General features: G+C 57.8%; 21 protein-coding genes. 17 read left to right on the top strand and 4 right to left on the bottom strand.

Features of this window, described 5'->3' with window-relative positions; all coding sequences use genetic code 11:
• Positions 1 to 147: 147 nt before the first annotated feature.
• The gene (locus tag QZ571_RS00275) at positions 148 to 543 is read right to left on the bottom strand and encodes a response regulator (protein WP_295529903.1); all 396 of its coding nucleotides are present in this window, start codon (positions 541 to 543) and stop codon (positions 148 to 150) included.
• A 1,017-nt stretch (positions 544 to 1,560) separates the two neighbouring features.
• Here QZ571_RS00275 and QZ571_RS00270 point away from each other — a divergent pair.
• The 12 genes from QZ571_RS00270 to QZ571_RS00215 all read left to right on the top strand — a co-directional run bounded on the left by QZ571_RS00270 (position 1,561) and on the right by QZ571_RS00215 (position 15,250).
• Positions 1,561 to 2,565 (top strand): Gfo/Idh/MocA family oxidoreductase, encoded by a 1,005-nt coding sequence (locus QZ571_RS00270; protein WP_295529900.1) that lies wholly within the window; start codon positions 1,561 to 1,563, stop codon positions 2,563 to 2,565.
• Positions 2,562 to 4,133 carry an acyl CoA:acetate/3-ketoacid CoA transferase gene (locus QZ571_RS00265; RefSeq protein WP_295529897.1) on the top strand — a complete coding sequence of 524 codons (1,572 nt, stop codon included), beginning with the start codon at positions 2,562 to 2,564 and terminating at the stop codon, positions 4,131 to 4,133. The genes QZ571_RS00270 and QZ571_RS00265 overlap by 4 nt, the downstream gene beginning before the upstream one ends.
• Complete coding sequence (locus tag QZ571_RS00260; RefSeq protein ID WP_295529894.1) at positions 4,130 to 4,897, top strand: enoyl-CoA hydratase/isomerase family protein; 768 nt, start codon at positions 4,130 to 4,132, stop codon at positions 4,895 to 4,897. The genes QZ571_RS00265 and QZ571_RS00260 overlap by 4 nt, the downstream gene beginning before the upstream one ends.
• A 3-nt stretch (positions 4,898 to 4,900) precedes the next feature.
• Entirely contained in the window at positions 4,901 to 6,427 is a 1,527-nt protein-coding gene (locus QZ571_RS00255; RefSeq protein ID WP_295529891.1) for an aldehyde dehydrogenase family protein, read from the top strand.
• A gap of 54 nt (positions 6,428 to 6,481) precedes the next feature.
• The gene (locus tag QZ571_RS00250) at positions 6,482 to 7,735 is read left to right on the top strand and encodes an ABC transporter substrate-binding protein (RefSeq protein WP_295529888.1); all 1,254 of its coding nucleotides are present in this window, start codon (positions 6,482 to 6,484) and stop codon (positions 7,733 to 7,735) included.
• Positions 7,736 to 7,814: 79 nt separating this feature from the next.
• On the top strand, positions 7,815 to 8,708 hold the full coding sequence (locus QZ571_RS00245) for a carbohydrate ABC transporter permease (protein WP_295529885.1): 894 nt from the start codon (positions 7,815 to 7,817) through the stop codon (positions 8,706 to 8,708).
• A complete protein-coding gene (locus QZ571_RS00240) occupies positions 8,708 to 9,586 on the top strand; it encodes a carbohydrate ABC transporter permease (RefSeq protein WP_038131548.1) in 879 nt (292 codons plus the stop codon). Before QZ571_RS00245 ends, QZ571_RS00240 begins: the two co-directional genes overlap by 1 nt.
• Positions 9,587 to 9,590: 4 nt before the next feature.
• A complete protein-coding gene (ugpC, locus tag QZ571_RS00235) occupies positions 9,591 to 10,703 on the top strand; it encodes a sn-glycerol-3-phosphate ABC transporter ATP-binding protein UgpC (RefSeq protein ID WP_295529877.1) in 1,113 nt (370 codons plus the stop codon).
• Positions 10,700 to 12,190, top strand: a complete 1,491-nt coding sequence (locus QZ571_RS00230) for a GMC family oxidoreductase (RefSeq protein ID WP_295529874.1) — start codon at positions 10,700 to 10,702, stop codon at positions 12,188 to 12,190. The genes ugpC and QZ571_RS00230 overlap by 4 nt, the downstream gene beginning before the upstream one ends.
• Before the next feature lie 44 nt (positions 12,191 to 12,234).
• Positions 12,235 to 13,824: a GMC family oxidoreductase N-terminal domain-containing protein gene (locus QZ571_RS00225; protein WP_295529871.1), complete on the top strand. Its 1,590-nt coding sequence runs from the start codon at positions 12,235 to 12,237 to the stop codon at positions 13,822 to 13,824.
• A gap of 3 nt (positions 13,825 to 13,827) precedes the next feature.
• The gene (locus QZ571_RS00220; protein WP_295529867.1) at positions 13,828 to 14,151 is read left to right on the top strand and encodes a Dabb family protein; all 324 of its coding nucleotides are present in this window, start codon (positions 13,828 to 13,830) and stop codon (positions 14,149 to 14,151) included.
• Between the two features lie 55 nt (positions 14,152 to 14,206).
• Complete coding sequence (locus tag QZ571_RS00215; protein WP_295529864.1) at positions 14,207 to 15,250, top strand: LacI family DNA-binding transcriptional regulator; 1,044 nt, start codon at positions 14,207 to 14,209, stop codon at positions 15,248 to 15,250.
• A 152-nt stretch (positions 15,251 to 15,402) separates the two neighbouring features.
• Here QZ571_RS00215 and QZ571_RS00210 read toward each other — a convergent pair whose 3' ends face one another.
• From QZ571_RS00210 to QZ571_RS00200, 3 genes are read right to left on the bottom strand one after another with little or no spacing between them, the layout of a single operon-like run.
• Entirely contained in the window at positions 15,403 to 16,338 is a 936-nt protein-coding gene (locus QZ571_RS00210) for a sugar kinase (protein ID WP_295529861.1), read from the bottom strand.
• Entirely contained in the window at positions 16,335 to 18,416 is a 2,082-nt protein-coding gene (locus tag QZ571_RS00205; RefSeq protein WP_295529858.1) for an FAD-binding protein, read from the bottom strand. Before QZ571_RS00205 ends, QZ571_RS00210 begins: the two co-directional genes overlap by 4 nt.
• Positions 18,417 to 18,455: 39 nt before the next feature.
• Positions 18,456 to 19,619, bottom strand: a complete 1,164-nt coding sequence (locus QZ571_RS00200; protein WP_295529855.1) for a Gfo/Idh/MocA family oxidoreductase — start codon at positions 19,617 to 19,619, stop codon at positions 18,456 to 18,458.
• A 1,105-nt stretch (positions 19,620 to 20,724) separates the two neighbouring features.
• Here QZ571_RS00200 and QZ571_RS00195 point away from each other — a divergent pair.
• The 5 genes from QZ571_RS00195 to QZ571_RS00175 all read left to right on the top strand — a co-directional run bounded on the left by QZ571_RS00195 (position 20,725) and on the right by QZ571_RS00175 (position 24,815).
• Complete coding sequence (locus QZ571_RS00195) at positions 20,725 to 22,164, top strand: flagellin (RefSeq protein WP_295529852.1); 1,440 nt, start codon at positions 20,725 to 20,727, stop codon at positions 22,162 to 22,164.
• A 111-nt stretch (positions 22,165 to 22,275) separates the two neighbouring features.
• On the top strand, positions 22,276 to 23,679 hold the full coding sequence (gene fliD / locus QZ571_RS00190) for a flagellar filament capping protein FliD (protein ID WP_295529848.1): 1,404 nt from the start codon (positions 22,276 to 22,278) through the stop codon (positions 23,677 to 23,679).
• Between the two features lie 2 nt (positions 23,680 to 23,681).
• Entirely contained in the window at positions 23,682 to 24,053 is a 372-nt protein-coding gene (locus tag QZ571_RS00185; protein WP_295529843.1) for a flagellar protein FliS, read from the top strand.
• A gap of 2 nt (positions 24,054 to 24,055) precedes the next feature.
• Positions 24,056 to 24,388, top strand: a complete 333-nt coding sequence (locus QZ571_RS00180; protein WP_295529840.1) for a flagellar biosynthesis anti-sigma factor FlgM — start codon at positions 24,056 to 24,058, stop codon at positions 24,386 to 24,388.
• Positions 24,381 to 24,815: a hypothetical protein gene (locus QZ571_RS00175; RefSeq protein ID WP_295529837.1), complete on the top strand. Its 435-nt coding sequence runs from the start codon at positions 24,381 to 24,383 to the stop codon at positions 24,813 to 24,815. The genes QZ571_RS00180 and QZ571_RS00175 overlap by 8 nt, the downstream gene beginning before the upstream one ends.
• Positions 24,816 to 24,830: the final 15 nt, after the last annotated feature.

The raw sequence follows: 24,830 nt of genomic DNA, 5'->3' as shown, positions 1-24,830 counted from the left end.
TTTTTCGCTGTTCGGCGCTTGTTTTAGATCGAATATAGAGCGGCAGTCCCCCGAACAGTCCAGCCCCTGAGCGATTCTTCCAGACATTGCTGAATGATGTGACTAAAACAACCCAGGGGAGATTTGCAGATCGGTCGCTCGCGGTAATTAAATGTTCGTTAAAAGCAATTTGATCGTATCGATTAGTTCATTTTGCCGAAGGGGTTTGGAAAGATGAATATTCCTGGAGCTACCTGCGGACGCATCTTTTGTTTGCGTTGTATCGGCGCTGAGGCGGATGACAGGGGTATGAGCGTTGATTGATCCGCTGGCTTGCAGGTGCCGAATGATACGATCACCGGTTATGAAGGGCATATTCTGATCGAAGATCATCAGTTCATACAGGTTGACCGTTGCCGTTTCCAACGCGGCGCGCCCGTCTTTGACAACCGTCAGCTCAAGTGTGGGGAGAGCCGACAGATAGGCAAGAATAACCTGTATGTTCGTCTCGTCATCTTCGGCCAGAAGAACCCGGGTGGTCTGACTTGTATTTGGTTTAATCATTGCTGCCTCTCAAGCAGGCCACGTTTACGCCACGTCAGGCCTGAGTGCTCTGCTTATCGTTAAGAAAAGGCTAAAAATGGACGTTTTCTAAGCAAGACCTGTTCAACTGTGGCCTAAATCTGCCGGTCGGTAGCCGCGCAAACCAATTGTCGCTGCGGTGGCGCTTATCCAGCCTAAGTCTTTTGTGCACATTTAAAGTGCTCATGACATAATTCATTGTGCGTCGTTTTCGCTAAATGTTTGATGCTGCATACTATACATGAAAACGAGGTGAGAATGCAGCGAAAACTGTATGCGGATTGTGCACGAAGTGCGATTTCCCGTATATTGTGTTGAGCACCATAGGTTTGTCAATATATTGTGCGACCTTGGGGCGGGTAGGAGAGTTGAGCACCGGTACACGGGCTTGCAAGCCGCCTGCGAGCATTGAAGGCATTCAGTTCTTCTGTAGGCTCCAGCATCTAAGGGCTATGCGATATCGATGGCATGCGGTCGCCGGTTGATTATGAAATCAAACAAAGAAAAATGAACGCGGCGGGTGTCTCGGAAACTAGGGGCCCTCAATCTTCATTGAGCAGCTATGACGAACGCTGAAATGTGGGTGCGTCTATCTGCACGCTTGGGGGGCGGGCCGCTGGTCCGCGCCAGCGTATGGAAATGAATGGAGGCCTGCAACCACCACCGCCCGCAAATCGGCCGTGGTGGAAGATCGCCTGAGCCTGCTCAAGGAATTTGTGAGTGGCGCAATCGACTGACTTTTTGAGACCGTTTTCTGAGTGTCGTGCAGAGTCGCAAGGGGGGCCCGGTCGTCTGTGAATCCAATAGACTTCGGACGTGACGCTTACCGTTATTCGGCGCAATCAGGTCTGCTTCCCCGAGTGACCCCTGATTATTTCTTAATAAATCATATGCTTGCCTCATGATCATCCATGTTTGACGAATCTTTCCACCTTGCCGTTGACAAGATATGGAACGTTCCAGTAGCTTATTGGAACGTTCCATTGGGAGGATGCGTGGGTGAATTGGGCACTACTTGGCGCTAGCACAATTGCGAGTCAGTACATGATCGCGGCGATACGCGCCGCGCAGCAGGGCACGGTTGGCTGGGTTGTGAGCGGCAATGCGGATCGCGCCCAGGAATTTTCAAAAACCCATGAAATTAGCCAATGGACAACATCGATCGCTGATGCGCTCGCCGATGAGACCGTTCAAGCAGTCTACATCTCTTCAACCAATGAAAAGCACTTTGCGCAGGTCATGGCCGCAATTTCGGCTGGCAAACATGTTCTGTGTGAAAAGCCGTTGGCGATGACCGCCGCGCAGGCGGCCGAGATGATTGCCGCCGCAAAAGTTGCAGGCGTTACACTTTCCGTGAACCACCATCTGCGCTGTGCGGGTAGTCATCGCAAGATCCGGGAATTGATCGCGTCTGGTGCTGTCGGTCGTGTCCTGTCGCTGCGGCTATTCCATGCTGTTCATCTGCCTGAACATCTGCGCGGCTGGCGTTTGAATGCCCCCCGGGCAGGCGGTGGCGCGATCGCGGACCTGACGGTGCACAACGCCGACACCGCGCGATTCCTATTGCAAGAAGACCCCTGCACAGTGGTCGCGGAAATGAGCCAAAGCGGTATGGGAAACGGGGTCGAGGATTCCGCCATGTCGGTGTGGACCATGCCCTCGGGTGTGATGGTTTTCAGCCACGAGAGCTTTACCCAACCTTTCACTGAATCGGGGATTGAGGTGCACGGCACCGATGGGTCGATTGTCGCAGTTGGTGTCTTTGCACAAGATCCGTTGGGCGAGATCACCTTGGTGAACCGCACCGGTCGGATCGAAGTGCCGTTCGACAAGACAGAAATTTACGAAGCCGTCATTCGCGAGTTTACGGCTGCCACGCGGGGCCGGGGGGCACCGGCCGCCACGGGCGCCGACGGCGCAAAATCGCTGTTGATTGCGACTGCCGTGCGCGAGGCAGCATTAACAGGCGTCTGCCAAACGATAAGTTATGGAGTAGTAGAATGAGCAAAATCGTCAGCCCGCAAATGGCGGCCTCGCGCATACAGGATGGTGCGGTGGTGACGGTCTCGTCGTCTTCGGCGCTGGGGTGCCCCGATCTCGTGCTCAAGGCGATTGGGGATCGTTTCGATGCCGAGGGGCATCCACGCAGCCTGACAACCATTCATCCTATTGCGGCGGGCGACATGTATGGTGTCAAAGGTGTAGATCACATCGCCAAGGACGGTTTGCTGGCCCGTATTCTGGGCGGTTCTTATCCCTCTGGTCCTTCGTCCAAACCGATGCCAGAAATCTGGAAGATGGTCGTTGAGAACCGTGTTGCCGCCTATAACGTGCCCTCAGGGATTTTGTTCGATATGACGCGTGAAGCCGCTGCAAATCGTCCGGGTGTTCTGACCAAGGTAGGGCTGCACACTTTTGTCGACCCTCAGCGCGAAGGCTGTGCGATGAACGATAGGGCCGCCGCTGCCCCGATCGTCAAGCGCCTGGATTTTGAAAATGATACGTGGCTGCACTTCCCGAACATAGTGCCAAATGTTGCGATCTTGCGCGCGACAACCGCTGACGAACACGGCAATCTGACATACGAACACGAGGGCGCGTATCTTGGTGGCCTTGAACAGGCGATTTGCGTCCGCAACCATGGCGGTCTTGTCATCGCGCAGGTCAGCCGGGTGACGAAACGCGGGTCGCTCAGGCCACATGACGTGCGTGTGCCCGGTCATCTGGTCGATCTGATCGTGATCGATCCGGACCAGAAACAGACCTGCGAAACTCCATATGATCCGGCAATTTCGGGACAGGTCTTGCGGCCATTGGATAGTTTTGCGCTGGCTGAATATGGCATCGAAAAGATTATCGCTCGCCGGGCGGCGATGGAACTTCGCCCCGGCATGACGGCGAACCTCGGTTTCGGGATCAGTGCGATGGTCCCGCGCATCTTGCTTGAGGCTGGACATTCCGAGGCAGTGACATGGGCCGTCGAACAGGGCGCGGTGGGTGGCATTCCGCTGACGGGATTTGCCTTTGGTTGCGCCTCGAATGCCGATGCGTTCGTGCCTTCGCCACAACAATTCATCTACTTTCAGGGCGGCGGTTTCGATGTGTCGTTCCTGTCCTTCCTCGAGGTCGATGTCGAAGGCAATGTGAACGTCTCGAAGCTGGGCAAAAAACCCTATCTGACAGCAGGTTGTGGCGGATTTGTCGACATTACATCAGGCGCGAAGAAGATCGTTTTCTCGGGATGGTTCGAAGCAGGTGCGCAGATTGAATTGACCTCCGAAGGGATCAACGTGGCGGCTCCCGGAAAGTTTACCAAGATGGTCGAGACGGTCGAGCATGTGACGTTTTCGGGCAAACGTGCGCGCGAGTTGGGCCAAGACGTGATCTATATCACCGAGCGCTGCGTCATGCGCATGGGCGAGACCGGTCTTGTTGCAACCGAGATCATGCCGGGCATCGATCCCGAGCGCGACATCGTCAATGCCTCGGGCGGACGTGTCTCAGTCGCGCCCGATGCGATCACGCTACCGATAAGCCTGCTGTCTCAAGAACCGATGGGTTGGGGACAATGAGTAACGTTCATTTCCTTCGACACGGCGCGTTGGCCGAACTTCGGCTGGACAACACCGCAAAGATGAACGCCTTTACGGTCGAGATGCTCGACGTATTGGCAACCCACCTTGACGCCATTGAGCGCGACACAACCGTTGCGGCTGTGATCGTCACTGCGGAGGGCGACAAAGCGTTCTGCACGGGGGCCGATATCAATGGGTGGGGCGATCTAAGCCCTGCCGAATTCGCCCGACATTGGGTGCGCGTTGGGCATCGGATTTTCGATCGGCTGGCGCGCTTGTCCAAACCTACGGTTGCGATCCTCAACGGGCATGCCTTTGGCGGCGGGCTGGAACTGGCCGCGGCCTGTGACATTCGCGTCATGGCCCCCAACGCTGCTTTGGCATTACCTGAGGCCGGCGTAGGGATCGTGCCCGGTTGGTCAGGAACCCAACGTCTTATGCGCCTTTTGCCCGAACCGATGGTCAAGGAAATGGCCCTGTTCGGGAACAGGATCAAAGCGGACCGCGCATTTCGATGCGGATTCGCTGCCGCCGTTGACGATGATCCGCGCGCTGTGGCAGAGGCTCTGCTGGCCCGCGCGATCACTCTTTCGCCGCGCGCAGTCGAGATCTCCAAATCCATGATCCATGCCGCCCAGGGCGAGGATCGCGGGGCGATGGTGGAGGCGCTTGGCAGTGCCGCTATCGCATCCACCTCCGACCGGGCCGAGGGCGTCGCCGCCTTTCGCGAAAAACGCAAGCCAGACTTTTCAGGACAGTAAACCATGTCAGACCTCACAATCCTCGCCGATCAAACCACAGAAATGCTGAAGGCCCCTTATCAGGCGCGCCATTTTATTGATGGGACGTATGTCGATAGCGCTGATGGGCGGACCTCTGAGCGGGTATCTCCGTCACATGGCGTCGTTGTCAGTCAGGCAGCCCTCGGGTCTGCGGTGGAAACGGAAGCCGCGATCAAATCCGCGCGCGCGGCATTCGATGATGGCCGGTGGAGCCGCCTCCCCGCCAAAGACCGAGCCGCTGTGCTGAACAAGGTCGCCGACCTCATCGAGCAGAATGTCGAGCGCCTTGCGGTGATCGAGACGCTCGAAAGTGGCAAACCGATTAGCCAGGCGCGCGGCGAATGCGGTGGGGCCGCCGATCTGTGGCGCTATGCGGCGTCTCTTGCGAGGACCGCGCATGGGGACAGTCATAATACACTCGGTGCTGATATTCTGGGCGTAGTGGTCAAGGAACCGATTGGCGTAGTTTCGGTGATCACGCCGTGGAACTTCCCCTTCTGGATCCTCAGTCAGAAATTGCCCTTTGCCTTGGCGGCTGGTTGCACCTGCGTCGTCAAACCCTCCGAAGTCACGCCCTCGACGACCGCGATGCTTGGCGATCTGCTGCAAGAGGCTGGACTACCCGCCGGCGTGTGCAACATCGTTCTGGGATATGGCGATCCCGTGGGCAGCCTGATGACCACTCATGCGGACGTGGATATGGTGACCTTCACGGGCTCGACTGCTGTTGGCAAGATGATCACCAAATCCGCAGGGGATAGCCTTAAAAAAGTGGCGCTTGAGCTGGGCGGCAAGAACCCGCAGGTCATCTTCCCAGACGCCGATCTGGAGAATGCTGCGGATGCGGTGACATTTGGCGTCTATTTCAACGTCGGCCAATGCTGCAATTCATCCAGCCGCATCATCGTGCATGAAGATATTGCCGATGCCTTTGTCGAACGTGTCGTTGCCCTTTCGCGCAAGGTTGTGTTCGGCAATCCGCTCCACGCCGACACGCAGGTCGGTGCGATTGTCACACCCGATCATCAAGCCAAAATCGACGGCTACGTCAAAGAGGCTGTCGCAGCCGGTGCCGAGGTCTGTCTTGGCGGACACCACATGTCTGTCGCGGGTCTGGGAAGCCAGTTTTACGAACCGACGGTTATTCGTGGCGTCACGCCCGACATGGCGATTGTGCGTGAAGAGGTGTTCGGTCCAGTGCTGACGGTCTTGACCTTCCGCAGTCTGGATGAGGCGATCGCGCTTGCCAATGACTCGACATACGGCCTTTCGGCGGGCGTCTGGAGCGAGAACGTTCATACCTGTCTGGAATTTTGCCGCCGCGCCGAGGCCGGAACGGTCTGGACCAATACATGGATGGATGGCTTCCCCGAATTGAGCTTTGGCGGGATGAAGCAATCCGGACAGGGCCGCGAGATAGGAAAATACGGCTATGAGGAATTCCTTGAGGTGAAATCACTCGTGATGCGCATCGGGCGCACCCGAGCACCTTGGGTGAAAATGGCATAATTCCCAACACTTGGGATGCCGACAAGACCAACGCTAAATTGGGAGGAGACCTTAATGCGTGGTAACTTTGGAAAGACGACGGCTCTCGTCATGGCGCTCACAGCAACGGCCAGTATGGCCCATGCTGAGGATGTGGAAGTCCTGCACTGGTGGACATCGGGCGGGGAGGCCGCTGCGCTGAACGTCCTCAAGCAGGATCTTGCGGCGAAAGATATCGGTTGGAAAGACATGCCTGTTGCAGGTGGCGGCGGGGAGGCCGCAATGACCGTATTGCGCGCTCGTGTGACAAGTGGCAATCCGCCCACTGCCGTGCAGATGCTAGGTTTTGATATCACCGACTGGGCCAAGCAGGGCGTTCTGGCCAACCTTGATAGTGTTGCCAAGGAGGGGAACTGGGACGCGGTGGTGCCGACAGCGCTTCAGAAGTTTTCCAAATACGATGGCCACTGGGTCGCGGCGCCGGTTGACGTGCATTCGACCAACTGGGTCTGGGCAAACAAGAAAGTGCTTGACGGTTTGGGGATAGCACAACCCAAGACCTGGGACGAATTTGTTGCCGCTCTGCAAAAGGTGAAAGACGCGGGCAAGGTTGCACTGGCGATGGGTGGCCAGCCTTGGCAAGAGTCCACGATGTTTGACGGTGTCGTTCTGTCCACCGGCGGCCCGGATTTCTATAAAAAGGCGTTCATTGACCTGGATCCAGAAGCGCTTGGATCGGATACGATGGTCGAAGCATTCAAGCGGATGGAAACCCTGCACAGTTTTGTGGACCCGAACTTTTCGGGGCGCGACTGGAACCTTGCATCGGCCATGGTGATCAAGGGTGACGCGGCATTCCAGATGATGGGCGATTGGGCCAAGGGGGAGTTTCTGAGAGCCAAGATGGTTCCCGGCACTGACTTCATGTGCTTCCGCACGCCGGGAACTGCGGGCGACGTCACCTTTAACTCGGACCAGTTCGCGATGTTCAAGGTGAAGAATCCCGCTGCACAAGCTGCGCAAGACGAGATGGCCAAGGCGATCATGTCGCCCGGATTCCAATCGTCGTTCAACGTGGTCAAAGGCTCGGTTCCTGCCCGCACCGACGTATCGGATGCAGCATTTGATGCGTGCGGCAAGATGGCGATGCAGCAGCTGAAGGATGCAGCGGCCAACGGCACTTTGCTGGGCTCGATGGCGCATGGCCATGCTGATGTGGCGTCCGTAAAAAATGCGATTTACGACGTGGTGACAGCAAATTTCAATGGCGAGTACGACGCCAAGCAGGCGGCTGCTGAGTTGGTCAAAGCCGTCGCTCTCGCCCAATAAGTTTGCCCGAGTACAACGAGGCCGACGGTCGTCGTCGGCCTCTACCTGGGCCCCCAACTGAGTAAAGAGAGGATATGCCATGACGACCACCGTCCAAGTGGATTTCCGGACGCGTTTGCAGAACTGGATACCCAAGCTGGTGCTTGCACCGTCGCTGGGCGTGATCATGGTTTTCGTCTACGGATTCATCGTCTACACCGTTTATCTGTCCTTCACCAACAGCAAGATCTTGCCCAGCTACGATCTTGTCGGAATGGCGAATTACACCAAACTTTTCCAACTGCCCGCTTGGACGCTGGCAATCACTAACCTGGCAATCTTCGCCTCGCTGTACATCGTCATCTCGACCGCGATCGGGCTAACGCTTGCCATTTTCCTCGATCAGAAAATCAGAGGCGAGGGCGTTCTGCGGCCAATCTTTCTGTATCCGATGGCGCTGTCCTTCATTGTCACGGGGACCGCGTGGAAATGGTTGCTCGATCCAGGTATCGGCATTGAACACACGATGCATCTTTGGGGCTGGGCCAGCTTTCACTTCGACTGGATCAAGAATAGCAAATACGCGATCTATACCGTGGTTCTGGCCGCAGTTTGGCAGACTTCTGGCTTCGTGATGGCGATGTTTCTGGCCGGGCTGCGCGGCATCGACAACGAAATTCTCAAGGCCGCGCAAATCGATGGTGCGTCGAACTGGAACCTGTATTGGCGCATTATCATTCCGCAATTGCGCCCGGCGTTTCTGTCTTCCTTTGTGATCCTCAGCCACCTTGCAATCAAGTCCTATGACCTGATCATCGCCCTCACTGGGGGCGGGCCGGGACGCTCTACCGAATTGCCCGCCACCTTCATGTATTCCTACACCTTCACCCGAAACGAGATGGGTGTTGGCGCCGCCTCAGCGGTCATCATGCTGATGACGATCGCGGCAATCATGATCCCTTATCTTTACGCCGAGCTGAAAGAGGTGAAGTGATGTCTGCTATCACACAGGACACTGCGATCCGGACCGGGCGTGTGACCCGCATGCTGATCTATGTCACGCTTTTGGTTTTCACGCTGTTCTACCTGCTGCCCCTGTTCGTCATGGTCGTGAACTCACTTAAGCCCCTTAGCGAGATCACCGGCGGCAACATGATGTCCTTGCCGAAAACCTGGACAATCGAACCGTGGCGGCAAGCGTGGTCGTCAGCACAGATTGGGGTGGAGCCAACCGGCCTCAAACCCTACTTCATCAACTCCATCTTGATGGTGGTTCCTGCCGTGGCGATCTCAACGGTCCTCGGCGCACTGAATGGCTATGTTTTGACAAAATGGAGCTTTCGCGGCGACAAGATCATCTTTGGACTGCTGCTGCTTTCCTGCTTCATTCCATTCCAAATTGTGCTGATCCCAATGGCGACGGTTCTGGGTAAATTGGGTCTCGCGGGGTCGATTCCGGGTCTAATCCTTGTGCATGTCGTGTACGGAATCGGGTTCTCGACGCTCTATTATCGCAACTATTACGCTTCGTTTCCGACCGAGTTGGTGCGAGCCGCGATGATCGACGGCGCAGGCTTTTTCCGTATCTTCTGGCGGATCATGCTGCCCATTTCAGGTCCGATCACGGTGGTATGCATCATTTGGCAATTCACGAACATCTGGAACGATTTCCTGTTCGGGGCCTCGTTTGGTGGTCAGATCCAGCCGATGACTGTTGCTCTCAACAACCTTGTCCAATCATCAACTGGCGTCAAAGAATATAACGTTCATTTTGCAGGGGCGATCCTCGCCGCGCTGCCAACCCTCCTCGTCTACATCGTCGCTGGTCGCTACTTCGTGCGCGGCTTGATGGCTGGCTCTGTGAAAGGATAAGATCATGGGATTTCTCGATATCCAAAATGTCACCAAGTCGTACGGCGCGGTCGAAGTTCTCCACCGTGTAGATATCGACGTTCAAGAAGGTGAGTTTCTGGTTCTGGTGGGCCCGTCTGGTTGTGGTAAATCCACACTTCTCAACATGATCGCCGGATTGGAAGGCATCACGTCGGGAGACATCTCGATCAAGGGGCGTGTGATAAACGGTGTGCATCCGTCAAAGCGCAACATCGCGATGGTGTTCCAGAGCTACGCGCTTTACCCCAATATGACCGTCGGCCAGAATATGACCTTCGGTCTTGAAATGCACGGCGTGCCCAAACCGGAACGCAACGCGGCATTGAAAGACGTAGCCAAGCTGTTGCAGATCGAAAACCTGCTGGATCGAAAGCCGGGGCAACTGTCGGGCGGTCAGCGCCAGCGTGTTGCCATGGGCCGCGCACTTGTTCGCAATCCTGATGTGTTTTTGTTCGATGAACCTCTGTCCAACCTCGACGCCAAACTGCGTGTCGACATGCGCACCGAGATCAAGAAACTGCATGAGAAACTGAAAACCACTATTGTATACGTTACCCACGATCAGATCGAAGCGATGACGCTCTCGACCCGGATCGCGGTTATGTATCAAGGCTATGTCCAGCAATTGGGCACGCCCAAAGAGATCTACGACACGCCGGCAAATGTCTATGTCGCAACGTTTATGGGCAGCCCTGCGATGAATGTCCTGCCATCGCGCGTAGTGATGCACGATGGCGTTTCGTACGCGCAGATCAAGGATGCAAACGGAGCAGATCAGTTATTGAAATTCAGTCAGGCCAATATGGCACAATGGGCTGGCAAAGAGATCCTGCTGGGCATCCGGCCGGAATCCATCACCGATCCCGATGGGGCGGATCGGAATTCGGGGAATATTGTGTCTTTGCGTAACCGGATTGGCGTTACCGAACCTGCAGGCGCGGATACTTTCGTCACCATGGAACTGTGCGGCAAGGACATCATCGCGCGGATGCGTGCAGATGCAAATGTTGGTGCCGGACAAGAGTTCGATTTTGCAATCAACATGGATAAGGCTGTTGCTTTCGACCCGAAAACCGAAGAGCGCATCGCACCATGAGCGACGCGCAGGTCATCATCATTGGCTCAGGCATGGGAGGCGCCACGATGGCAGCGTCTCTTGCGGCCTCCGGACGGCGGGTGTTGATCCTCGAACGTGGTGATTATCTGCGCGCCAGTGCTCATGACCGGGATGATGGATCGATTTTTCGCGATGGGCATTACCGGCCTGAAGAAGAGTGGCTGGACGGCAACGGGGCCCCTTTCAATCCGGGAAATTACTATTTCGTCGGTGGAAATTCCAAGTTTTACGGTGCGGTCCTTATACGCTTTCGGCGTGAAGATTTCTCACCGCTAAAGCATATCGGGGGCACCACGCCCGGCTGGCCAATCACCTACGAAGAGATGGAACCCTACTATTGCATGGCCGAGCAGATGTATTCGGTGCGCGGCAAGGCAGGCGACGATCCAACAGAGCCACCGCGATCGGCCGATTATCCATTTGGGCCGCTCCCGGATGAACCCGCTATCGCAGAACTGCGTAAGCGGTTGTCATCGGTCGGGTTCCACCCGAGTTTCCTCCCTCTTGGTGTGGATCTCGATCGATGGCTGTCGCGGGCGAAAACGCCTTGGGACGCCTTTCCCGACACGAATGGCGGGAAATTGGATGCCGAGACGGGCGCACTGAACGCCGCGCTGAAACATGAAAATGTCACCTTACGAACCAATGCACGCGTGCAGCGTCTGCTGACTGGCGAGGGCAATCGCATCACCGGCGTCGAGCTGTCCTGCGGTGAGGTTCTATTGGCTCCGACTGTGGTCTTGGCTGCAGGCGCCGTGCAGAGCGCTGCATTGTTGCTTGCCTCGGCGAATGACGCGAACCCTTCGGGTCTTGCCAATCGCTCGGATCAGGTGGGGCGCAACTTCATGAACCACAATTGCTCGGCTGTTCTCGCGCTGCGCCCGTTCAAGCGCAATGACTCGATCTATCAAAAAACACTGATGCTGAATGATTTCTACCTGACCGGTGGGCGGAACGGTGAACCGCTTGGGAATGTGCAGATGCTGGGCAAGATTTCTGGCACGATCCTGCAAGCCTCGTCACCACTGCCGGGGCCAGTGGCAAATTGGGTCGCCAGACACTCGCTCGACATTTACGCGATGTCCGAAGATCTGCCGGACCCGCAAAGTCGCGTTACGCTTGAAAATGGCCAGATCAAATTGGACTGGAAACGGTCCAACTGGGATGCACATCTGGCGCTGGTCGCAAAGCTCAAGCGGGTGTTGCGCAAAGCCGGATATCCGTTCGTTCTTGCCCGTCCTTTCGATCGGCGTACGCCATCGCATCAATGCGGGACGGCCAAAATGGGGCTAGGCCCGGTGACAAGTGTCGTGGATGCAAACTGTCGCAGCCACGACCATTCCAACCTGTATATCACAGATGCATCGGTTTTGCCGACATCGGCAGCAGTGAACCCTGCGTTGACCATCGCAGCCCTGTCCATCCGGGCCGCTGAACACATCCAAGCAAATAACGAGGCCGCTTAATCGCCATTTTGAGATGGGTTGGCTGATCTGAGGAAAACAACACAATGCCCAAAGGTTACGATTTCATTATCATCGGCGGAGGTTCTGCCGGATCGGTTCTTGCCGGGCGTCTGTCCGAAGACCCCTCGGCGCAGGTTTTGCTGCTTGAGGCAGGCGGAAGCGATCGCCATCCGTTCTATCATCTACCCGCAGGTTTTGCGAAAATGACCAAGGGCATCGGTTCTTGGGGTTGGGAAACGGTTCCGCAAAGGCAAATGCAGAACAAGATCTTCCGCTATACCCAAGCCAAAGTCATTGGCGGTGGATCGGCCATCAATGCGCAGATCTATACGCGGGGCAATGCCCAGGACTATGACGATTGGCGGCAGATGGGGTGCGAGGGCTGGGGTTTCGATGATGTATTGCCCTATTTTCGCAAGGCCGAAGACAATGAAACCTATGAAAATCGGTTTCATGGGAAGGGAGGCCCGCTTGGCGTAAGCGAACCGCGCGCGCCCTTGCCGGTGTGCGAGGCATATTTCGCGGCCGCTGCCGCACTTGGCATTCCGCGCAACATGGACGTCAACGGCGAGACGCAGGACGGCGTTGGCTATTATCAACTGACGCAGCGCAACGTGCGCCGTTCATCGGCCGCTATGGCCTATGTCGCGCCGAACCGGCATCGCCAGAATCTGACGGTCAAGCTAGGGGCGCAGGTGCGTCGTTTGATCGTCGAAAAGGGCCGCGCCACCGGAGTGGAACTGATCGACGGCACGCGGCTGTACGCCACGTCCGAGGTGCTTTTGTCCTCTGGCGCGATCGGGTCTCCGCGTCTGCTTCAGCTGTCTGGCATCGGCCCCGCCGAACACCTCGGATCACTGGGGATCGACGTCATTTATGACCAGCCGCAAGTCGGTGCCAATCTTCAAGATCACCTCGACCTGTATTGCATCAGCGAACTTGCCGGTCCCTATAGCTATGACCGCTACGCAAAGCCCCATTGGGCGGTAATTGCCGGGCTGCAATACATCTTTGGCCGCAAGGGGCCGGTTGCCTCGTCGCTGTTTGAAACCGGCGGTTTCTGGTATGCGGATCAGGATGCACGTTCGCCCGACATACAGTTCCATCTCGGGCTGGGTACGGGCATCGAACATGGGGTCGCGGCCATGCCGCAGGGGGGAATAACGCTCAACTCCTGCTACTTGCGGCCACGGTCGCGCGGGACGGTCCGCTTGCAAAGTGCGGACCCTTCAAAAGCACCGCTGATCGATCCAAATTATCTTCAGGACCCGCTGGATCGCGAAATGTCGATCCGGGGGCTGAAGCTTACGCAAGATATTCTTTCGCAGTCACCGCTCGCGAAATATATTCTCGCCGAGCGTTTGCCGGGGCCGAGTGTGACGACAGATCAGGACTATTTCGATTTTATCTGCCAACACTCAAAGACCTCGCACCACTGCGCGGGCACCTGCCGCATGGGACCCGATGATGGTGCGGTCGTGGATACCTCTCTGCGATTCAATGGGATCGAGGGCCTGCGCGTGATCGACAATTCGATCATGCCGACAGTCATCTCTTCAAATACAAACGCAGCTGCGATCATGATCGGTGAAAAGGCCGCAGACATGATCAAGGCCCAACATGGAATGGGTTAACATATGGTTCGTCATATCGTCCTGATACGGTTTCGCCCCGAACTGAGCGAAGCATACATCGCCGCATTGTTCCAGGAACTGCAGCAAATCGACGGCAAAATCCCCGGCCTGCTAAGCATCACCGCAGGCCGAAGCGAGAGTCCTGAACAGATGGAGCGCGGCTATATGCATGGTTTTGTTGTGGACTTTTCCGACTGGGAGGCGCTTCAGGCTTATCAGGACCATGCAGACCACCAGAGACTGGGAGCAAAGCTGGTTGCAGGCGCGGTTGGTGGCAAGGACGGGATCCTGTGCTTCGATCTTGCTGTGAACGCTGCAAAATCCTGATTACTGTGGAACGTTCTTTCATTCGCGACCCAGAGTGTTGCATTGTCACCGTGCAATGTCGGGCGGAGATATAGTGAACATGAACCGTAGACCGACCATTATAGACGTTGCACGCAAAGCGGGTGTATCGAAGTCGACCGTAAGCCTCGTCTTGCGCAATAGTCCTGCGGTGCGGGAAGATACACGCAAGGAAGTCCGCGAGGCGATGGCCGAGATCGGTTATGTCTACAATCGTGCTGCGGCAAATATGCGCATGTCGAATGCGGGCCTGATCGGGCTTGTCATCAACGATCTGCGCAACCCGTTCTTTGCCGAATTTGCAACTTCGCTGCAGATGGCGCTGGCGGAAAAAGGCTATTCTACCGTCATCGCCAACACGGATGAAAATGCCGTTCTGCAAGACCAGGTTGTCAATTCGATAATCGAACATGGCGTGTCGGCATTTATCATCAGCCCGGCCTACGGGGATACGGGCGCGACATTTGATGCGATTGCGCGCGCGGGCATTCCGGCCATGCAGATGTTGCGTCAGGTGGATGACCGGCTGGGTCTGTTTCCCTTCACCGCGCCGGATTATGTTTCGGGCAGCGAAGAGGCGACGCGCCACTTGATTGATATGAAGGCCCGTCGCGTGGCTTTTGTCGGTGGCCTCGACGGCCGCGCTGTCACCGAAGAGCGCAAAGCCGGGTATCTATCGGTTCTGAAAGAGGTCGGGATGGAGCCCCTCGCTATCACAGGGAAAGCCAGTCGCGCATTTGGCCGTGAGGCGGCAAAACGATTGATCAAAGAACACCCCGACGTCGATGCCGCCGTTTGTTTTAACGATTTGGTCGCCCTTGGCATGCTGTCTGGCTGTTACGAGACCGGGCGCAAAGTAGGCCAGGATTTCCTTATCGTCGGTTTCGATGACATCGAGGATGTCGCCCAAACGTTTCCTGCCTTGTCATCGGTCCGCTGCGACATCGCGAGTATTGGTGCGCAGGCGGCGAATACCGTTGTGAACTGGCTTGAAAATGGCCAGATCCCGCCGCCGACATCACGAACGCCGGTTTCGCTCTCGATCCGCCAATCCAGTCAAAGTGATGCGCAAGAACACTAACAGGCGATATCGCGCCAGTTCAGGTTCGACCGATCATGATGTGTAAGCGAGATGCGGCAAACATTTATCTGTGCTCGCTCTCATCCGAAACCCGAATGAGGTTTCGGCGTCTGTCTGTGATGAAATTCCGAAAACCGGGGTCGTGCCGGGTATCATCCGGCCACAATGAGCGGCACCTGATCTTTGGGAATCCGCGCCCCGGAATGCTGAAGGACCTGCGCGGACATTTCTTGGCCATGCGACACGGCGGTCACAGGATCGCGGCCGATCAGGCGAGCGGCAAGATAGCCTGCATTGAACGCATCGCCCGCTCCTGTGGTGTCGCGGATACCCGACACAGGAGCGGTTGCAATCTGCGTCTGCTGACCGTCGGACTGGATGAACACCGGGGCGGCGCCATTCTTGACAACGACTTCAGCTACTCCGCATGCCGCATAGCGCGCAAGCGTGTCGCTTGGCGTCGCATCGCCGAAATTGGCCTGCTCATCATCGAAACTGGGCATGGCAATATCGCTCAGCGCAAGGAATTGCGAGATCGTAGTGCGGATCTCTTGAACCGAGGACCAAAGGCGTGGCCGGATATTTGGATCAAAGGACACGCGCGCCCCGCGGAGGCGGGCATCTGCAAGCGCCTGGGCCAATCGCGTGCGGGCCTCTGGAGAGAGAATAGCAATCGTAATGCCGGAAATATGGATCAGCGCTTGTCCGGTCATGGCGCGTTTCAGCCAAGCTTCATCATCTGCCAGTCGTCGCGCAGCGGAGGCGTTGCGCCAATAGTGAAAGCTCCGCTCGACACCATCAAGTTCGATCAGATACAGCCCCATCGTCAACGCATCATCACGCGCGATCAAACTGACGTCCAACCCGTCTTGCGCCAGTTCCTGGACAAAGGCATCCGAGATCTGGTCCCGTCCTACCCGCGAGCCAAAACCAACCTGGCCCCGGCGACCCAAAGCCCGCGCGAGATGCCAGGCAGTATTGAACGTGTCACCCGCGTATCCGCGCCGATAAAGCCCGTCCCCAACGGGGGCCATTTCGATCATGGCCTCGCCGATTGCTATGGCCTTGGCTGATAAAAACGAGATCATGACTGCACCTGCGTTGCATCTAGATCGTAAATTCCGCCCGTCAGCCACGCCGGCCAATTGCGCTCGAAAAAGGCCTTGGCGTTTTCGTTGAAGGCACGATTCGCGCGGGTTGAAATAACAATTTCATCTGCGACCATACGGACAAGGATTTGCGTGGTCTTGTCTTCTTCGCGCTCTGTTCTAAAGCGGAACTCGGACAGAGGGCCATGGACAGACATCGGCTCGGCTGTGCCGTCGGGGTCACAAATGGCGCGTGCACCGCGGCTACCGCCGCCCTGACGGATGTAGAAATCCAACGCCGCCAGAACCGCTTGTGAGGCAAGCGCCATCTGGTGCCACTGCAGCACGCGGGCAACTTCGCCTGTGCGACCAAAGGTTATTCCATGCGCGGTGATGGTGCGATTCAGCTCCTGCGCGTCTTTTAGCGCCGCACTGACCGCATCCGAGCGGCACAAAATTCCGGCCGTGTCGCTCATCCGCGCCTGAACGTCTTGCCGGATGTCACGAACCATCAAGCCACCTTCGGACTTCAATATCTGGGCGATGGCATCTAGGTGGCGGCTTGCGGGGCCGAAATCCGCAGCCCCTTGCAGAGCACCCGTCCGCCCACTGGCTGCGATGTGTTCCGCGACACGGGTGCCGAAGACTTGCCCGGAATTTAGCGCCGATCCCCCCGGGCGCGTCACCCCATGGGTACCTGCCGCCTCGCCGATAGCGTAGATGCCATCGATATTGGTCCTGCCCCAAGTGTCGACCGCAATTCCGCCGTTCATGTGCTGGTTGTTGACGGCAAATTCCAATGGCTGTGCCGCTATATCGACCTTGTAGCGACGGTAGAGTTCTATCGCGAGCGGGTTCATGTGGCGCAGTCGGTCAATGGGCAGGTCGTGATCCGCACCTGCTTGGCTCAGATAGGTCCGAACATCCGGATCCAGTCGTTCGAGGCAGAACGGATCGCCCCCTTGCACGGGCAAGGGATTGCGATTGAAATCCATGAAAACGCGGCGGCCTTGCTGGTTTTCTCGAACGATCGCAAGGTCGATCAGGCTTGATTGAAAATCCAGCATGCGGGTAGCGTGGAAGGGCCATTGATACCCTTTGCGAAAGATGTTCGAGGCCAGTTCTTGTGTGGTGCGGTAATAGTCGGCAAGGAAATGATGTTCTTCGCCGTCATCATCCACGGAATAGATATGCGGGATTGCCTGCACATATGTGCCGGATAAATTCCACGGGAATCCCTCGCGTCTTGTGCTGATCCCAAACTGGCTTTCTGTAATGTTGACGAGTTCCAGACCCGCTTCGAGCGCAAGGCCAAGCGATCCGAAACAGCTGTTGGGAAATACGCTGTCGCGATACAATTCGCCAGGTCCGCCCGCGGCCAGAACGAGCGTGGTGCATTGGAACAGCACATAGCCATGTGGGTTCTTGTCAGATTTATCTTTGGACCTGACGGCCAGAACGCCCGACACGCGGGTATCATCTGTCAAAATCCGCACAACTGTCATCTGATTGTAAAAGGGCACCTCCAGCTGCATCGCCTCTTGCGCCAGCACCTTGACCATCAAACGCGACGTGCGCGGCCCGCAGCTGGTGGCGCGCCCCACCTCGTCATGATCGGTCTGATAACGCAGCGTGCCGCCCAAGGCGTCTTGCGGCAGCGGCAGGCCAAGATATTGCAAGGACGCCATCGCGCGCACAGAGCCAACCGCTTCGACATAAGATGTGTCTTCATCCATTGCGCCGCCGGAACGGATGGCGCGGGCCATCGCTCTGAAATTGTCGCCCTGATCCGCGGTGTTCGCGGTGTGCAATGTCTGCTTGTCCGACCCTGAACACGCAGAGGTTCCGCCCCACGCGCTTTGACTAACGATCACGACGTCGACGTCACGCCGCTTGAGTTCGACCGCAGCCCGCAGTCCTGCGGCACCGCTGCCAACCACGATTGTCTCGCAACGATACACTGGTAGGCGATAGCCACCAATATCGGCATATTCCGCAAATGGCGGCTCGGGGCGCAGGCGCGGCATTTCTACGTCGGTCAAGGCGTCGAGGATGGGCTGGGGAATTTGCTGAGGCATGTCGGTGGTCCGGTGTCTGGCAGGTCAATTGGAAGGCGATTAGTTGATATCGACCCATTGCCTCAGGCGCGATGAGTCCATGCACGCATCGACGATCTGGCAAATGTGATGGCCGGTTTCAAAGGTCGGCCACATCGGGCGGTTCGCTACGATTGACCGGATCACCTCGGCAATTTCGATGATCTTGCTTTCGTTATAGCCCAACGCGAAATTCGGCAGCGGCAAGAATTTGCGGAATGTTTCATTCTCGGGTCCGACGTCAATTTCGCGGAAACCGCGACGCCCTGTGCGATCATCGTTGGTGTAGAAACGCAGGCGGTTCACCTCGTCGTAGGTGTAGCGAAGGCTGCCTTTGGTGCCGTAAACCTCATAGGTCTGAACGAACTTTCGGCCTGTCGCCACGCGGCTGAAATCGACGATTCCCCGCGCCCCATTTTCAAAGCGGCACAAAATATTGGTGCCGTCCGGATTGGTGACATCCCGCCACTCTTCGGTGCCCGTGAGGACCGTTTGTTCCCCGTAGGCAAGGCCGTGAACGACAGGGCGTTTGGGCGTTACGATAAAGTTGTCCGCGATCAGCGAACTGACTTTGCCAACCAGAAATTCCATAAAGCTGAACACATGGCTACCGGTATCTCCGACAATCCCGGTTGGGGCCAGTTGGCCATCGGCGCGCCACATGAACGGTGCGAGCGGGTCGCCATACATGTCGATATGCTGACACGCTTTAAACAGTTGAATTTCACCAATCTCGCCCGAGGTGATGATTTCCTTGGCGAGGTCATGAACGGGGTTGCGCGGAAAAGCATGGCCCACCCGTGTAATGACGCCCTTTTCGCGCGCTATATTGGCCAATTCTTGCGCCTCAGCCGCGGTGTCGGCCAGTGGCTTTTCGCAATAGACGTGTTTGCCAGCGAGTAGGGCGGCCTTGGCCACCTCATAGTGCAGGCTATCGGGCAGGCAGATATCGATAAGGTCCGTTTCAGGATCGGCAATGGCGGCTTTCCAATCCTGAAGGATCTTTGCTCCCGGCGCACGAAACGTAAGATCCTTTGCCGCATCCTTATTTGCCTCGACCAAAGTCGTGACACGCGCGGTCCCACCTTCGCAGCCAAAGAAGTGCGGAAATGTCTGGTAGGCCATTGTGTGGACCTTCCCCATCCAGCCCGATGCACCTAGAACTGCAACTTTGATTTCGGTCATAGATCGATCCCCTCATGTGTCGGCGCATTTGGGTCAAGCGTTGCCGACGTCTGTCTTCTCCAGCAGCCAAATTTCGCGGTGTAGGCCTGATTTTCTTCCGCTCGAAAACAACCAAAACCTAGATTTTGCGGAAATTGGAACGTTCCATTTTATTATTGTAACGTTCCAAAGCTGTCAACTGGAGAAGCGGATGAGCCGGCTAGGGGCGATGCCATGGCTTTGGAGCGGACCCGGCTGATCGCGTTGCGGTTCGCCATGATCTGCAGATTTCATCATCCCGACTATAGGGCTTTCTGACGTGGTTCCGGAAAATCGGACAGTCCATTCAGCTGTGCCCCGAGCCTTTGAAGGGATGCGAAAATGGCGAAGCACCGGAAATCTACAAATCAGTTTCAGGTCAGCTTGGTGTTTGAAGGGCTGCGTGGCCGCAACGCAGTGCTGGAGACCCCGCCGAGACATCATTTGCACGCGAACCCGCTCAGCACGTGTGGGCGAGGCAGGCTATCGGCGGAATTGCGGACGTGTTCTAGGGCGGCAAGCATCCCCGGTGGCGTCGCCGAGAGGGTGCGCGTTGGCGCGCCGGACCTCAGCTATCCTGCATCGCATGTGGCTCGATGGCACGACATTCCGGCCAGAGGCTGCGCCGACGACGTGAGATGCAACCCGTTTCCTGCTTGATCGCTGGCCCTTGAGGTCCCGCTCAAGACCGTCGCGGACATCCGTCAAACACGCTTAAGAGATAGACATGTCGGAATTGCATCGAACCAGCATCGTAGTGGCAGACAAGCGCTGACCACGGACCGAAGCATGTGCCCGACGGTTTTCAGTAAAAGGCGGTGTGACCTCAGGGCCGAACACCGATAAATGCAACCACCTGCTTAGGCGGGATCAATCCACTTGCGAAAAAGGCGTTGACTGGGACGGCCCCGTTCCCGAACTCTGTAGCCAAATGCGTCGAGGATCTCCCGACGCATGCGTTTTTCTGGGCGTTCACGGTCTTGTTATCGCGGCTGGTGAAATTATCGGGGGTCAGCCTCGAATATAGTTTCAGCGATCGACGGGAAAGCTGTCGTCGCGGACCCCTCAAAAAGGCAGGAGATTCATAATGTCCGGTGCAATCGGTTCAATTCTTTCTAACAGCGGCGCGCTGACCGCGCTGAACGGCATTTCCGCCGCTCAGCAATCCAATGACAGCTACGAGCAACAGCTCTCGAGCGGTCAGAAGGTTAACAGCCCCTCCGACAACCCGGCGGGCTTTATCACCGCGCAGGGCTTCACCAGCCAGATCAACGGCGTGAGCCAGGCCAGCAGCAACGCCAGCGAAGGAATCTCGCTCTTGCAGACCGCGCAGGGTGCGGTTCAGCAGCAGCTCAACGTGGCACAGAAGCTGAACTCGATCGCGGTGCAGGCCGCCAACGGCACGCAGACGGCGGAAGAGGCGCAATCGCTTCAGGGTGTCGTCTCGCAGCTGACCGGTCAGGTGAGCACGATCGCAAATCAGACCCAGTTCAACAACATCAGCCTGCTCGACGGCACCTTCTCGGGGGTGCAGTTTCAGGTCGGTGCGAACGAAGGCCAGACACTGAGCCTCTCGATCGGGAGCACCTCGGCTGACACTATCGGCATGAACACGCTCGACGCCTCCACGGGCGCCTCGGCGAAGTTCTCCGCCGGCAGCTCCGCAGATGTCACGGCAAGCGGGGCGGGCTTTGGCGCCGGCACGCTGGCGATTCAGGGTGCGAACGGCAAGGCCAATGTAACCGTCGCTGCGACTGACTCCGCAGCTACTATCGCGGCCAGCATTAACCAGCACACCAACCAGACCGGCGTGACCGCGCAGGCGCGCACCGAGCTGGACTTGACCGCTACGGGCAGCTCCTTCAACTTCACGCTGGGCAACGGTAACGCGGCCAGCGCGACCAACACAGTCAATATCTCGGCCACCAGCAAGTCGGGCCTTGTCGACGCGATCAACGGCCACACGGCGAAAACCGGTATCACGGCCAAGCAAGACACCGCGGGCAATGTCGTGCTGACTCAGGGTGACGGCAAGAACATCTCGATCACTGGCATTACCTCGGGAACACTGACCTCCGTCGGGAACTCGACCGCTGCATCCTCGGGCGGTACGGATCACCTGGTCGCTCAGGGCAAGATCTCGTTCCAGTCCGACGCGGCCTTCCACGTGGGCAGCGCCAGCGCCGTCGGCCTGAAGACCCAGTCGAATCTTGAGAAGCTGTCCTCGATTGACGTCTCGACCACGGCAGGCGCCAACAAGGCGATCAACGTCGTGAAATATGCGATCCAGGGGCTCAACAACCTCGGCGGTCAGCTCGGCGCCACCCAGCAGCGGATGCAGGCGACGCTCAACAACCTGACCACCACCCAGAGCAACCTGCAAAACGGCCTCTCGGCGGTGCAGGACGCCAACATCCCTGAGGTCACCCAGAAACTGACCCAAAGCCAGATTCAGGCTCAAGCGGGCGTCTCGGCACTCAAGTCGAGCAGCCGTCTGCAGCAGTCCTATCTCTCGCTGCTGCCGTAAGCAGAACCACCCAAACCGGGGCCCGGCGGAGAAGATTTCGCCGGGTCTGATACCCTTTGACACATGCAAGCGGGCACCGTTCGAAACCGGGCGGCATGCGGGAGAACGAAGTTGAGCAATTCGATATCGAACAGCCTATTCTCGTCGGCCCAAGTGAACTCGATCGTGAGCCGGCTTCAGTCGCGCATTCAGGCGCCGATGAAGCTGGAGCAATATGAAATCACGACCGACAAAACGCAGATTTCGGCGCTGGGACAGGTGCGTGGCGCGCTTTCCTCGCTCAACGGCGCGCTTGGCGATCTGACCGACCCGGCATCGCTCAGCGCGATGAAAGCGAGCACCAGCGCAAGCTCTGTCGCCACCGCGACGGCCGCAGACAGCGCAGCGAGCGGCGCCTACACGCTCTCCAATATTCAACTCGCCCAGAGTCAGGAAATCTACTCGGCCTCTTATGCGTCTGCGAGCGCCGCCGTCGGTGCGGGCTCGGGCACGCTGACCTTCCAGTTCGGCAGCGGCGGTTCGGCCTCGGTCTCCATCGCCTCATCGGCGGACACGGTGAGCGGTGTTGCGGACGCGATCAACGCGGCGAATACCGGCGTCACCGCCACTGTCGTCAACACCGCCTCTGGGGTCCGGCTGGCGCTGCAGGGTGCCGAGCCCGGCTCTGGCAAGTCCTTTTCGGTCAGTGGTTCGGGCGCGGTGGCGGGGCTCTCCTATGGCAGCGGCTCGGCCACGATGTCGCTTGGCCAGTCCGCCCGCAACGCCACGTTTACGCTGAATGGCGTGCCCGTCTCCGAGACTTCAAATGACAGCGTGTCGCTGGTGAAGGGGTTGAGCGTCGATCTCGTGGCCTCCGGCTCGACCAAGATCTCGGTCGACAAATCCCACAGCTCGCTCTCCTCCGCGCTCTCGAGCTTTACCAACAAGCTCAACGATGCTGTGGACGTGATCGCCACCCAGACCGCCTACCAGCCCGGCTCCTCGGCCTCCGCCGGCAGCACCGGCAAGCAGGCGAAATCCGGCCCGTTGCTTGGCAACGTGCAGGTCCAGCAGCTCAAGCAGGATCTGCTTTCGGCGATCTCCTCGGCGGCGAGCGGCGGGCTATCGTCCAACGCGCTTGGCTTTTCGATCTCCTCGAGCGGCGCGCTCTCCTTCGACACTGCGACTTTCGACACGCTCTATGGCTCGAACCCTACGGGGGCCGACTCCCTCATCAAGTCAATCGAGACCCATGTCGGCTCCATCCTCACCGGCGCGATCGGCACCTCGGTCGATTCCGGGTCGGCCAGCGCGGCGGGGCTTGGGATTGGGAGCGGCTTCATCGGGGCCGCGACGTCTGATCTCAATACGAACATCTCTTCGCTTCAGGACCAGATCAAGACGCAGACCAAGATCGGGAATGAGCAGATCGCCAATCTCGAGGCGCAGTTTACCTCTGCGATTAGCCGGTCCAACACCGCTTCCACCACCCTTTCCTATCTCTCGCTCCTGAACGGATCGAGCAGCAGCAGTTGAGTATGATCATGTCTGAAACCGCCGCCCTCTACAGAAACGCCGCCATGATGTCCGAGGAGCCCACGATGCAGACGCTCGTGACGGGGCTTCGCGGTCTACGCACCTATCTCGCTCGGGCCGCGCGTGCGCTTGAGCTGGACAACAACGCCGCCAAGATCGCAGCCGTCACGCGCGCCACCGAGCTTTTGACCTTCATGCAGGGCATCACGCAGCCGGAGGGTGAGGGATCGCTGGGAGCGACGCTTTCTGGACTCTATACCGGCTTTCACCTAGGGATGACGCGGGCCCACGCGGCGAATGATGTCGCCGAATTCCGCGCGATCGCAACGCAGATCGCGCAGCTCGAGGACGAACTCAAGAAACTGGCGGACTGAGAATGATCAAGATTTCCGGCGCAACCAGCGGATCCATTCCGCTTGACCAATCGACTTCCGCGGTCGGGCCTGCCGCAGAACCTGCCGCGCCCGAGGCCGGTGAAGGAACCAACCCCGTCCAGTCTGGGGAAACTGTCTCGCTTTCCGAGCGCGCCACCGATGCCGCGGCGCTTTACAAAGGGGTGGCCGCAGCCGATCGCCCCGAGGGCGACCCCCAGATCCAGCAACTCATGCAATCGGTGGCGCAGGGGAGCTATCGCCCCGACTCGTCCAAGGTTGCCAAGGCGCTGCTCTCCTTCGAGCGGCTGGTCGCGCGGAAGCTTGGTAGTGACTGACCCGAGCGATAAGAGAGATTTCGCTGCGGCGCTCAGGGAGGCGCTCGATTCTGTGCGCGGCCTGCGCGGCGAGGCCGAACGTCTTTCGTCCAGCCTCGAGAGCGAGCGCCCGGCGACGATCCGCACCACGAGCCGGTCCTTCGAGAGCAGCGCAGAGTCTGCCCGCTCGGTCTTCGAGCGCTTGCTTGGGGTGTTACGTGACGCAAACCACCACACGCTCGAATCCGCCTACCACGCGCTTGTGGAGGCTCCCGGCCGCGAGGAAGAGGCGGCCCGGATGCAGGAGTTGATCCATGAATACAAGCGCACCCGCGCGATCATCTCCAGATCCGAACGCCAGATCAGCGACGCGCTTCTCGAAATCATCGATCAGCGCCGGGGTGAAGACCCAGAGGATGACAGTTCGGGCCTGCACGCCGAGGCGTGACCCGGTTCGGACGTG

The organism is uncultured Thioclava sp., assembly GCF_913064665.1.
GTDB classification, from domain to species: domain Bacteria; phylum Pseudomonadota; class Alphaproteobacteria; order Rhodobacterales; family Rhodobacteraceae; genus Thioclava; species Thioclava arctica.
This window is presented reverse-complemented; position numbering and strand designations above follow the sequence as displayed.